Source organism: Moorella sp. E308F (assembly GCF_006538365.1).
Classification (GTDB): domain Bacteria; phylum Bacillota; class DSM-521; order Neomoorellales; family Neomoorellaceae; genus Neomoorella.
This window is the reverse complement of sequence record NZ_BJKN01000002.1, coordinates 326,832-339,346: the sequence shown is the minus strand read 5'-3', so window position 1 is coordinate 339,346 and position 12,515 is coordinate 326,832. Positions and strand designations below refer to the sequence as shown.

Annotated in this window: 9 protein-coding genes and 1 tRNA gene; 9 read left to right on the top strand and 1 reads right to left on the bottom strand. The window is 52.8% G+C overall.

Features of this window, described 5'->3' with window-relative positions; all coding sequences use genetic code 11:
* The first annotated feature begins 7 nt into the window (after positions 1–7).
* The 5 genes from fusA (at position 8) to E308F_RS16880 (ending at position 6,852) form a co-directional block, all read left to right on the top strand.
* Positions 8–2,053, top strand: coding sequence for an elongation factor G (gene fusA, locus E308F_RS08055; RefSeq protein WP_141264431.1), 2,046 nt, complete (start codon positions 8–10; stop codon positions 2,051–2,053).
* A gap of 206 nt (positions 2,054–2,259) precedes the next feature.
* Complete coding sequence (locus tag E308F_RS08050) at positions 2,260–3,858, top strand: ATP-binding protein (protein ID WP_141264430.1); 1,599 nt, start codon at positions 2,260–2,262, stop codon at positions 3,856–3,858.
* Positions 3,858–4,565, top strand: coding sequence for a response regulator (locus tag E308F_RS08045; RefSeq protein ID WP_141264429.1), 708 nt, complete (start codon positions 3,858–3,860; stop codon positions 4,563–4,565). Before E308F_RS08050 ends, E308F_RS08045 begins: the two co-directional genes overlap by 1 nt.
* Positions 4,566–4,766: 201 nt before the next feature.
* Positions 4,767–6,086, top strand: coding sequence for a 2-hydroxycarboxylate transporter family protein (locus tag E308F_RS08040; protein WP_141264428.1), 1,320 nt, complete (start codon positions 4,767–4,769; stop codon positions 6,084–6,086).
* A 373-nt stretch (positions 6,087–6,459) separates the two neighbouring features.
* A complete protein-coding gene (locus E308F_RS16880) occupies positions 6,460–6,852 on the top strand; it encodes a triphosphoribosyl-dephospho-CoA synthase (RefSeq protein ID WP_256369525.1) in 393 nt (130 codons plus the stop codon).
* 72 nt (positions 6,853–6,924) lie between these two features.
* On the opposite strand, the gene E308F_RS08030 is transcribed toward E308F_RS16880, so the two are convergent.
* A tRNA-Trp gene (locus tag E308F_RS08030) sits at positions 6,925–7,000 on the bottom strand.
* Between the two features lie 122 nt (positions 7,001–7,122).
* On the opposite strand from E308F_RS08030, the gene E308F_RS08025 reads away from it, so the two are divergent.
* The 4 genes from E308F_RS08025 (at position 7,123) to E308F_RS08010 (ending at position 12,515) form a co-directional block, all read left to right on the top strand.
* Positions 7,123–7,971 carry a PHP domain-containing protein gene (locus E308F_RS08025; protein WP_141264426.1) on the top strand — a complete coding sequence of 283 codons (849 nt, stop codon included), beginning with the start codon at positions 7,123–7,125 and terminating at the stop codon, positions 7,969–7,971.
* Positions 7,968–8,897: a D-alanine--D-alanine ligase gene (locus E308F_RS08020; protein WP_141264425.1), complete on the top strand. Its 930-nt coding sequence runs from the start codon at positions 7,968–7,970 to the stop codon at positions 8,895–8,897. The genes E308F_RS08025 and E308F_RS08020 overlap by 4 nt, the downstream gene beginning before the upstream one ends.
* Before the next feature lie 112 nt (positions 8,898–9,009).
* Entirely contained in the window at positions 9,010–11,739 is a 2,730-nt protein-coding gene (locus E308F_RS08015; RefSeq protein WP_141264424.1) for a UPF0182 family membrane protein, read from the top strand.
* A gap of 71 nt (positions 11,740–11,810) precedes the next feature.
* Positions 11,811–12,515 (top strand): two-component system sensor histidine kinase NtrB, encoded by a 705-nt coding sequence (locus tag E308F_RS08010; protein ID WP_141264423.1) that lies wholly within the window; start codon positions 11,811–11,813, stop codon positions 12,513–12,515.

Below are 12,515 nucleotides of genomic sequence, written 5' to 3'. Positions count from 1 at the left end.
TAATTTAATGAAGGTTTACCCCAGTACCAATATCCGCAACGTTGGCATTGTAGCCCATGGCGGCGCCGGCAAAACGAGCCTCACGGAAGCACTGCTGTATAATACCGGGGCCACCAAGCGTTTGGGCCGGGTGGACGAGGGCAACACCGTAACCGACTACCACCCGGAAGAAATCAAACGCAAGGTAACCATTAATACCTCCCTCGCTTTTGCCGAGTGGCAGGATCATAAGATAAATATCCTCGATACGCCGGGTTACAGCGATTTCTTTGGCGATGTGGTAAGTGCCTTACGGGTAGTTGATAGTGTGCTGGTAGTTGTCAGCGCCGTAGCGGGCGTGGAAGTGCAGACGGAGGTTGTCTGGGAAGAAGCCGAGGCCCGTCACCTGCCGCGGCTGGCCTATGTTAATAAAATGGACCGGGAAAACGCCAATTTCCAGAAGGCCGTAGAATCCATGCGGGAACGTTTGAGCGGTCGTATTGTCCCCGTCCAGCTACCCATAGGAGCCGCCGAAACTTTTAGCGGTGTCATCGATATTCTAAATCAAAAGGCCTACACCTATAACGATAACGGCAATGAAAAAGAGGGCCCCGTCCCGGCGGAATACGCCGACGAAGTTGCTTCTTTACGGGAAGCCCTGGTCGAGGCTGCGGCCGAAGGCGATGACGAACTTTTAATGAAATACCTGGAAGGCGAGGAACTTACGCCGGATGAGGTGCGCCTGGGTCTTAAAAAAGCCATTGCCGAAGGAAAAGTGGTCCCGGTCCTGTGCGGTTCAGCCCTGAAAAATATGGGGGTTAAACCCTTGCTAGACTATATTGTGGACTATTTACCTTCGCCCGTAGACGTGGCCGGTAAAACAGCGGCCGAACTGGAAAAGGAAAGCCTGGCCGCCCTGGTATTTAAAACCCTGGCCGATCCCTATGTCGGCAGGTTAAGTATGTTCCGGGTTTACAGTGGTATCCTGAAATCTGATTCCAGTGTTTACAACGCCAACCGGGAAAGCGAAGAAAAAATCGGCCAACTTTTTGCCCTCCAGGGCAAAAACCAGGTAGCCGTGGCCGAAATGCGGCCGGGGGACATGGGGGCCGTTGCCAAATTACAGGTAACTACTACCGGTGATACCCTCAGCGCCAAAGCCGACCCGGTCCAACTGGAAGGAATCAACTTCCCCGAACCAACCCTTCCTGTAGCCATCAGACCTAAAAGTAAAGGTGACGAAGATAAGCTCAGCAATGCCCTGGCAAGGCTACTGGAAGAAGACCCGACCCTGCGCCTGAGCAAAAATACAGAGACCAGGGAAACCATTCTCACCGGTATGGGCGAGTCCCACCTGGACATTACATTGGAGCGCCTGCAGCGGAAATTCGGTGTCGAAGTGGAAATGAGCACACCCAGGGTACCCTACCGGGAAACCATTCGCACCAGTGTTACCAGGGTGGAAGGCAAGCACAAGAAACAAACGGGCGGTCACGGCCAGTACGGGCATGTCTTTATCGACATGGCCCCCCTGCCCGACAAGGAATTTGAGTTTACCGAAACCATCTTCGGCGGTGCCGTGCCACGGCAGTATATCCCAGCCGTAGAGAAGGGCATCAGGGAAGCCATGCAGGAAGGGATCCTGGCCGGCTACCCGGTTACCAATATTAAGGTCAACCTGGCCGACGGTTCATACCATACGGTCGACTCCTCGGAAATGGCCTTTAAGATTGCCGCCGGGATAGCATTCCGCAAGGCCGTCGAACAGGCCAAGCCGGTACTGCTGGAGCCTATCATGAACGTTGAAATTACCGTGCCCGAACAGTTCATGGGTGACATCATGGGCGATTTAAATAGCCGCCGGGGACGAATTCTTGGAATGGAGCCGAAGGGCAAAAACCAGGTAATCCGCGCCCAGGTACCCCTGGCAGAAATGTACCGTTACGCTATCAACTTGAAGTCTATCACCCAGGGCCGCGGCCACTTTAAAATGGATTTTGCCCAGTACGAAGAAGTCCCGGCCAATATTGCCGAAAAGATTATCCAGGAAGCCAGGCGAGAAAAGGAAGAGTAGGCACCTTGTAGCCCCCTCATCAGGAGGGGGCTCTGATTTCTCGTTTACAAAAGCGAGGAAAAGGGGAGAAATTAGGGAGGGATTGCGGGTTAAGCATAATTTAACCCTCCCTGATACCTCTAAGTTGGACTAATTGCGCGGAAAAACGATAATAAATAGTCATCTGGCTGACACCATCTGTGGATAAGGGTAGGAGATTTATCCCCATGCGCCGCCTTAGACCGTCAACCCTCCAAGGGCAGGTCTTATCCCTGCTACTGGCTGTTTTATTGCTTGCCTTTGGTCTGGTCGGGTTAATCGTCAATAGGGCCGTTAAGATCGAACTTGAGGAAAGGGTGGGGCGACAAGCGCTGAACCTGGCCCGCGCCGTCGCCCGCCATGATGTGTTGCGGCGGTATTTGGGTCAGCCCTCCGGCAGCATATTCATCCAACCAGTGATGGAAGACATCCGCCGGGCTACGGGCGCTGAGTTCATCGTGACCTTCGACAATAAGGGTATCCGCTACTCTCACCCGGTTCCTGAAAGGATAGGCAAGCATGTAGTTGGCGGGGATGAAGGTCCTGCCTTACAGGGTAAAGAGTATGTATCGGTAGCCGTGGGTACCTTGGGCACTTCGGTCCGAGGTTTTGCCCCTGTATATGATTACAGGGGGCAGCAGGTCGGTGCCGTTCTGGTAGGATTTCTCGCCCAGGACGTAAAATTCCAGATAGGCAAGGTACTAAAGCAAGTCTACCTTGCCTTAGTGGTAGGGATTTTGGCTGCGGTTTTAGGCTCCTATTTTGTGGTGAGAAGGATAAAGGCCATTATGTTTAACATGGAGCCTTCGGAAATAGCAAAACTTTTGAAGGAAAGAGAAGCCATTTTGACCTCCCTGCACGAAGGCTTAGTCACGGTAGACAAAGAGGGCCGGATAACCTTTGTCAACGATAATGCGCGGCGCATCCTGCGCTGCGACCCCGAAGTAATCGGCCGCAACGTAGAAAAGGTTATACCGGGCGCCAGGTTGCTGGCGGTGCTCAAGACGGGGCTGGCCGAGCTAAACCGGGAGCAGTTGACGAACTTCGGGGTGATCGTGAGCAACGTAGTGCCCATTAAGGTGAAGGATGAGTTAGTCGGAGCTGTGGCCAGCTTCCGCGATAGGACTGAGGTGAAACAAATGGCCGATGAACTAAGCGGTGTCCGGCGCTACGCGGAAGCCCTCCGTACACAGGCCCACGAGTTTCGCAACAAGCTCCATACCATTGCTGGCTTCCTGCAGCTCGGAGACCATGAGAGGGCGTTGAACTATATCATGGAGGCAATAGACCCCCAACAGGATTTACTCCTGTTTCTCAACCGGAGGATCAAGGCTGAGACCCTTACCGCATTGTTGCTGGGTAAAAGCGGCAGGGCGCGAGAGCTGGGGATAAAGTTTGTCGTGCTGCCTAATACCCGGGTGGACTGGCTTCCGCCGGACATAGACCAGAACGACATCTGTACTATTGTGGCCAACCTTATAGAGAACGCCTTTGAAGCGGTGTTGACTTTACCGGCCGACCGGAGGCGTATAGAGGTTTTGTTAGAGAGTTCCCCCGAGCAGCTAGAGATCCTCGTGGCCGATTCCGGTTCCGGTGTCCCGCCCTCGCTGCGCCGAGAAATATTTAGAAACGGTTTCTCTACTAAGAGCAACGGCCGGGGTATCGGCCTGGCCCTGGTGGAGAGGCTGGTGAAGAATCTAGGCGGGAGTATAACGGTGGGACAATCACCCTTGGGGGGAGCCCTGTTCAGCGTGCGCATACCCTGGCCTGAAAGGGTGGAAGACTGATGACGGCGGTGGGCGTCTTTATTGTCGAGGATGATCCAATGGTGCTGGAGATCCACAGGCGGTTCATAGAGTCGGTACCGGGTTTCCAGGTGGTAGGTGCGGCCCAGGACGGTCAATCGGCCTTAGAAGGGGTGCAGAACACCGGGGCGCAGCTAGTTATACTGGATATCTTTATGCCCGAGATAGACGGGCTTACCCTTCTACGCCAGCTCCGCCAGCTTACCGTCCCTGTAGACGTTATCGTGGTTACAGCCGCCCAGGAAGCAAGTACAGTGCAGGAAGCTTTGTGGCTTGGCGCCGTCGATTATCTTATTAAACCATTCAGGTTTGAGCGGTTGCGGCAGGCATTGGAGCGCTACCGTAACCGCTGCCGACAGTTAATGCAGTTAAAGACAAATGAGCTGAAACAAGAAGACCTGGACCGGATCTTGGAGACCAGACCAGAAGCCAACAGGCCGGACCTTCCTAAAGGCCTGCAGGATAAGACCCTGGATTTGGTAATTCAGGTACTAAAGTCCCGGTCGCCATCCTCCTTATCCGCGCGGGAAGTGGCTGAAATGGCAGGGCTTTCTCGCATCACCGCCCGCCGTTATTTGGAATACCTGCTGGGCCTCGGTCTCGTGATTGCAGAACCTGAATACGGCAGCGTAGGGAGGCCCCTGAACCGCTACCGCTGGAACGAGGGTAGTGGCGAGAATAGACAGTAAGACGAACAAAATGAACAAAAATACCGATATGACCAATAAGCTTCTCCGCCGGCGCGGAGGAGCTTATAATTTATTTAAAATATTTTTGTTTCCCAGAGCTATACTTCTTCAAAAGGAGGTGGAAAAAAGGGGAGAACGAATATAGTTTTCATATTTTCTAAAAAACCAACATTACTCTGTCTGCAGGAGGAAGAGGTTTCGATGGCGATAGTCCAAGAACGGAAACAGGTTGCCACATTCACTATTCTGGGTCTGCCATGGTATTACTTTACTATCGCTGCTGCTATCGTCCTTATGTCGGGGCTATGGACTTTCGGTAAGAAGACTTTGCTTCCCCTTAACCTCATTGGTGCGTTTGCCTTTATGGCTGTCCTCGGGGCGATTTTTAACGAGGTGGGCAACCGCTTCCCGATTATAAACACCTACTTAGGGGGCGGCCCCATAGTCATCATCTTCGGGACCGCTGCTCTGGTACATTTTAAAATCTTACCTAAACCCCTCACTGACCTAATCGGCAACTTTATGCAGGATTGGGGTTTCCTGGAGTGGTATATTGCCTCCCTCATAACCGGTTCCATCCTTGGCATGAACAGAAAACTGCTGGTGAAGGCCTTTGCCCGCTACATTCCTGCTATCCTGGCCGGCGTCGTTGCCGCGTTGGGTCTGGTGGGCATAGTGGGTGCCGTTACCGGTTACGGCTGGCGGGAGGCCATCTTGTTCATAGGCATTCCTATAATGGGCGGCGGAATGGGCGCCGGAGCAGTGCCCCTTTCTAAGATCTACGCCGGCGCATCCGGTGGGGATGCTGCCAAGCTCCTATCGATGATGATCCCAGCAGTGGCCCTGGGTAATGCCCTTGCGATTATATTCGCGGGCCTGCTCGACCGTCTGGGACGGGTCAAACCCCAGTACACGGGTAATGGCCAGCTCATGAAGGTGGCGGACGATTCCATTATCAAGGCCGACGAAAAACCGGCCCTTAAGCTTGAGATGCTAGGCACCGGTTTGTTATTGGCGGGTACCTTCTTTGTCATAGGCCAATTCTTTGGGATGCTCTTCCCTTCAATCCACGCCTTCGCGTGGATGATCATTGCCGTAGCGGTGGTGAAGGCTTTGGGGTTGATCCCCCATCAATATGAGGCGGCCGCGTACTATTGGTTCCAATTCGTGATGAGTAACTTTACCGGGGTCCTGCTGGTGGGCATTGGGGTCAAGTACACCAGCCTGGCCGATATCATTAAGGCCTTCACGCCTGCTTATCTCTTGTTAGTAGGTATAACCGTCCTGGGAGCTATCATTGGCACCTGGTATGCCGGAAAACTCGTCGGATTCTACGAGATCGAGTCCTCGATAACCGCCGGGTTGTGTATGGCTAACATGGGTGGAACGGGAGATGTGGCTATCCTGAGCGCTGCCCGACGGATGGAGATAATGCCATTCGCGCAGATCTCTTCGCGGATCGGTGGTGCCATTATGCTTATAATTGGCGGTTTGTTGATTAACATCCTCAGTAAAATATAAGGTAAAGTCTTCTGGGTTGAGAATTCTATTTAGGAAGGTTCATACCGGATGAGGTATCAGGTAACCGTTTACTGTTTCAAGGCGCCTTTGCTCGAACACCGGTGGGAAGAAAAGCCGCTCCCCCGGTACGGAGTTTAAGACCAGGCGAAAACAAGGTATTGACCAGTCTAAAAGATATAAAAGAACGCGGTTTTCGAGCTCGTCGAGAGTTACGATCCTAAGGTTTTCGTGTCATTTAACGCAAGCGCGGACGAGGCAGCCTTCGAGAACGGGGAAAAGTGCACGACCGGTATGCTATTTAAAGCTGCCATGCGGTCTGCTTCCGGTTTTGTAAGCCCAAGAAAGGCCCGGGAATCGACCGCAATATGAACTATTGGACCTTTCTCGCCAGTTTTGCGGTCCTTTCCCAGGCCTTCGGCACCTTGGCAGCTATAGGTCTGGGCATACAGTCCTTGCCAGGGCGAGGATGGTAGGCTATAACTTCGAGCAAAAGATGTTTGGAAGCACCGGCGGGGTGAACACTCACCGGCGGCTGCTGTTTCTCCTCGGCCTGGCTGCCGGGGTTGCCGGCTGTTTACTGGGAAGGCAAGGCAATACCCAAATCAACGATTTGATTGCACATTTTACGGGCGCTGCGAATACCCGGGGAAGAAAATTAATCATGCAGTGGGCGCGTGGCATAGCTCCGACCCGCTTGACAGGAGAAACCCCGCTAACAGGTCTTATCATCCGGCACCTTAAGGCAGGGAGAAGGATAGAGAATTAAAATAATATGGCCTCCTAAGAACCATGGTCACCAACTGGTCCTTTAGAGGCCATAAATTTTGATATATCTGGTTGGCAGGGGTGGCAGGACTCGAACCCGCAACCAACGGTTTTGGAGACCGCTACTCTACCAATTGAGCTACACCCCTACAGCAATTTTATTATACCCCCTTTCCGCCCGCCAGTCAAGGATAACATTTTTACCACCAGGCAGGTTTCTTTTTTTATAAGCCGAATATAGATATAATGTCAACTTTTCGAGGTGTTGCCCTTGGTATACGCTGATCTCCACATTCACACCCTGGCTTCGGACGGAAGCCTAACGCCGGCTGCAGTCCTGGAACAGGCAAAAAAAATCGGTCTCAAGACCCTTAGCTTTACCGATCATGAAAGCCTTGCCGGTTATTACCAGACTCGCAATTATGCCCGGGAACTCGAACTGGATCTCCTGCCTGGGATTGAAATGGTTACAAGTTTTAAAGGTCACGAAATCCATCTCCTTGGTTATAACTTTGATCCCTATTCTCCCGTACTAATCTCCGCTTTACAAACAATCTGCCGGGAACGAAATTTCCTTGCCCGCAAAATTATCCAGCGCCTGCAAGCCCTTGGTTTTAATATTAGCTGGGAACAGGCCTTAAAGCTAATACCCCCTGGCGGGGTCTTGGGAAAAAACCACATCCTGCAACTTTTACGGCAGGCTGGTTATATCCGGGAACCTGCCCAGACAATCGAATTTTTGCGGCGTTATTTATCCCCCGGGGGCCTGGCCTACATCCCCTATGAAGGTAACCCCTTGCCTCGAGCAATCGCCTTGATTCACGCCGCCAAAGGGATTGCCGTGCTGGCCCATCCAGGCCTGATCAGAGACGACGGGCTGTTAAATCTCATCCTGGAAGAGGACATTGACGGCCTGGAGGTATTTTATTATTATCTAGGGGATAAAGGAAGAGCCGCTATCCGTTATTTCTACCGGCTGGCCCTGGAACGGCGGCTTCTCATTACCGGTGGCACCGATTTCCACGGTATTTATACGCCAGTAGAAATGGGCTCTATGGGTATTTCCGCCAGGATGGTTAAAAGGCTAAAGGATTTTAAGGAGGCACCTGTAAAAATATGAAAATCGCCGTCTTAATGGGAGGCCCTTCTTCCGAAAGGGAAATTTCCTTAAAGAGCGGGGCCGCTGTTGCCGCAGCCCTGGAAGGACTGGGGCACGAGGTTAAAAAAATCGACCTGGATGAGGAAGTAGTTGCTAAACTAAAGGCTTTTGCTCCCGATGTTGTGTTCAACGCCCTGCACGGCAAGCCGGGAGAAGACGGTTCCGTTCAGGGTTTGCTGGAGATTCTGGGCATCCCCTATACGGGCAGTCGCGTCCTGGCCAGCGCTATTACTATGGATAAAATCATGACCAAACGCATCTTACGCCAGGCCGGCCTGCCCACACCGGATTTTTTAAACTGGACTGCCGCCCAGTATGCATCCGGCTGCGAAGAGGTAAAGAAACGCATTTTAAAGGACCTGGGTTTACCGGTGGTCATTAAAGCCCCGACCCAGGGTTCTACAATCGGCACCTTTATCGTCAGGGAGGAAGGAGAGCTAGCTACCGCCATTGAAGGCGCCTTAAAGTATGATCCGTGCTTTATGGCCGAGGCTTTTCTTCCCGGCCCGGAAATAACGGCCGCCGTCCTGGGCAATAGCGATCCCCTGGTCCTGCCTCTTATTGAAATTGTTTCCCATACCGGCTTTTATGATTATACGGCTAAATATACTCCGGGTTTAAGTGATCATATTATCCCACCCCGGCTGCCGGAGGCCGTCCTGGCCGCAGCCGCCTCCCTGGCCCGCCAGGCTTATATCCTCCTGGGCTGCCGCGGCTTTGCCCGGGTGGATATGATTGTGGCCGGAGGGCAGTCTCCCCAGGTCATCGAAGTCAACAGCGTGCCGGGGATGACGGCCACCAGCCTGGTTCCCGACGCTGCCCGGGCTGCCGGGCTGGACTTCCCGACCCTGGTGCAAAAAATAGTCGAACTGGCCCTGGAAGCTTGAGAAGTGTAAGGAGGCAGCCCCGGTACCACGGGGCTTTTTCTTTTAACCGGAAGGAAAGGCCACCCCGACTGGCGAAGTATTACTGTAACCCCTCTGCAGGAGGTTTTTAATTATGAGCATCCTGAACCGCATACGGGTAATCCTATTAATCTTCATCTTTGGCGGGCTGGGTATTGCCTTCCTGGGTTCCCGTTTCCTGGCTGACTGGTACTGGTTTGGCGAAGTCGGCTACCGCCAGGTCCTCATCACCAGGCTTTTATCCGACTGGAGCCTGCGGCTGGGAGTCCTATCCTTTTTCTTCCTTTTCTTTTACTTCAACTTGCTATTTACCTACAGAGGACTAAATTTATCTCCTTCCCCCAGCCGGGAAAGCTGGAGCTTAAAAGAGTACCTGGTTGACCGTTTCGTTACCCGGCGGCGGTTGACCATCCTTTTCCTCATGATCAGCCTTGCCGGCGCCTTGCTTTTCAGTCCCCTGGCAGCTGGTAAATGGCTGGTTGTCCGGCAATACCTGCAGGCAACTAACTTTGGGTTTACTGATCCCTTATTCGCCAGAGATATTGGCTTTTACGTCTTCAAATTACCGTTTTACAATTTTCTCTATATCCTTATAGTCACGGCCCTGGTAGGAGCCGCCCTGGTTACCGGCTTTTTCTACCTGCTTTTTAATCCCGGGGAACTCCTGGGCTTTAGAAAGGGTCGCTTTGCCCGTCCCCAGGTTCATTTTTCCACTCTGGTGGCCCTCTTCTTCCTGGTCCAGGCCTGGGGTTTCCGCCTGCGGGCCTTTGATCTGGTCCGTTCACCCCGGGGTGTAGCCTTTGGCGCCAGTTATACAGATATCCACGCCCTGCTACCGGGGTATAACATCCTGGCCGGCGTAGCCGTAGCCTGTGCCTTGATTATCTTCCTCAATGCCTTCCGCCGCAATCTCAAGCTGGTAGGCATAAGTGTCTTGGCTTTCATTGCTGCTTATGCCTTGCTGGTAGTTATTCTACCCCTGGCAGTACAGAAATTCCAGGTAGAGCCCAATGAGTTTGCCCGGGAAGAACCCTACCTGCGTTTTAATATCGACCTTACCCGCCGCGCCTTTGGTTTAGATAAAATAGCCGTCCGGGAATTCCCGGCCCGTAATAATCTTACCCCGGCCGACCTGGAACAGGAGAAGATTACCCTGGATAATATCCGCCTGTGGGATTACCGGCCCCTGCAGCAAACCTACAGCCAGCTCCAGGAAATCCGCTCCTACTATAGCTTTAAGGACATCGACGTCGACCGTTATACCTTGGGAAACAGCCTGCGCCAGGTCATGCTTTCAGCCCGTGAGCTGGACCAGAATAAACTACCCGACCGTGCCAGGACCTGGATCAACGAAAGAATGCGTTATACTCACGGATACGGCCTGGCTATGAATCTGGCCAGCACCGTTACGCCGGGAGGCCAGCCCGAATTTATTGCCGGCGATTTACCCTTCCGCAGCAGTGCCGGAATCCAGCTGAACGAACCCCGCATCTATTACGGTGAGTTAACCGGTGATTACGTTATTACTGGCGGCAGGGCGGCTGAGTTCGATTATCCCTCCAGTGAGGGTGATAACTTCGTCGAAACCCGGTATGCGGGGAAGGGGGGAGTGGCCCTCAATAACTACTGGCGGCGTCTCATCTTTGCCTTCCGCTTTAATGACTACCGGTTATTGATGAGCAGGGAATTGACGCCCGAAAGCAAAATCCTCTACTACCGCAATATCCAGGAACGGGTCCGCAAGATTATGCCTTACTTGCGGTATGACGCCGATCCTTACCTGGTGGTCGCCGGCGGGCGGCTGTACTGGCTGCTTGACGCCTATACTTTAACCAATATGTACCCCTATTCCGAACCAGTCGACGAGGGTTTTAATTACATCCGCAATGCGGTAAAGGTGGTAGTTGATGCTTATAACGGTACGGTCGACTATTACCTTATTGATCCCCATGAGCCTTTAAGCCAGACCCTGGCCAAAATTTTCCCCGGCCTCTTCAAACCTCTGGAGGCCATGCCGTCCGAACTGCGCCAACACCTGCGTTATCCTGCAGAACTGCTGGCCATCCAGGCCAGGATGCTGGCCAGCTACCACATGGAAAACACCATGCTTTTCTATAACAAGGAAGATGCCTGGAGCATCGCCGAGGAAATGGTGGGCGACCAGCGCCGAGCTATGGAACCCTATTATACCTTGCTGCGCCTGCCCGGCGAACAGGAAGAGGAATATATATTGATGCTGCCCTTCACCCCGGCGCGCAGGGTTAATATGGTGGCCTGGCTGGCGGCCCGCAATGACGGCCCCCACTACGGCCAGCTCCTACTTTATACGTTCCCTAAAAATCGTTCCATTTATGGTCCCATGCAAATTGAAGCTCGTATTGACCAGGAACCCGCCATCTCCCAGCAACTTACCCTCTGGGACCAGCACGGTTCCCGGGTTATCCGCGGTAATCTCCTGGTTCTACCCATTAAAGAAGCATTGCTCTATGTGGAACCAATTTTCCTCCAGGCCCAGGAGAGCAAGTTGCCGGAACTCCGCCAGGTGGTAGTTGCTTACGGGGAGAAAATAGTCATGGCCGACACCCTGGCCGGTGCCCTGAAGGCCATTTTCGGTGACCGGACAGCTGTTACCCCGCCACCGGCAACAACGGCACCTCCTTCCGGGTCGCTTACAACTAGCAATTTAGCAACTTCCATCCAGGAAGCCAACCGCCTTTACAGTGAGGCTCAGGAAAAACTGAAACTGGGCGACTGGGCCGGTTATGGCGAAAACATGAAGAAACTGGGACAGATTCTCCAGGAGATGCAACAAAATTACCGCTGATAATCTGCTGCCAGGAGGAAAAAGGGCCATCTTGTGGAAATGTATTAGTTATGGCCGGAGGTGAGAGGGTAGTGGCTTATTCTTTTCCTGAAGAGGACCGGGAATATTTAACAGAAAAACTGGCCATTGTCGGTGAACTGGCTGCCGGTATGGCCCATGAAATCCGCAATCCTCTAACTTCCATTCGCGGTTTTTTACAACTCTTACAAACTAAATTTGACCCCCAAGCCCTCGAGCAAGAATATTTTGCCATCATGTTTGACGAACTCGATCGCATCAATAATATTATTAAGGAGTTCCTATCTCTTTCCAAGCCTTCCCAGCCCCAGTTGCAGATAACTCCTTTTGGCCAGCTGGTGGCCGAAGCCCTGCTCCTGGCCGAGCAGGAAGCTATAATGCATGAGGTAAAACTGGTCCAGCACCTGGCACCAGAGCTGCCCCTTTTATGCCTGGATCCTGGCCAGATGAAACAGGTCATTCTCAATCTCACTTCCAATGCCATCCAGGCGGCCGGTCCAGGAGGCGAGGTAATTGTAGCTTCTTACCTGGATGCGCCTGCCGGCCAGGTCGTCACTACCATTCAAGATAATGGCCCGGGAATTCCCCCGGAACAACTGAAATTGATCTTTGAACCCTTTTATACCACCAAGGAAAACGGCACCGGTCTGGGACTGACCCTAAGCAACCGTATCGTTGCCAGCCATGGTGGTAAAATAGAAGTTACAAGCAAAGTAGGGGAGGGAAGTTGTTTCAGCATTTACCTGCCTGTAACTTAA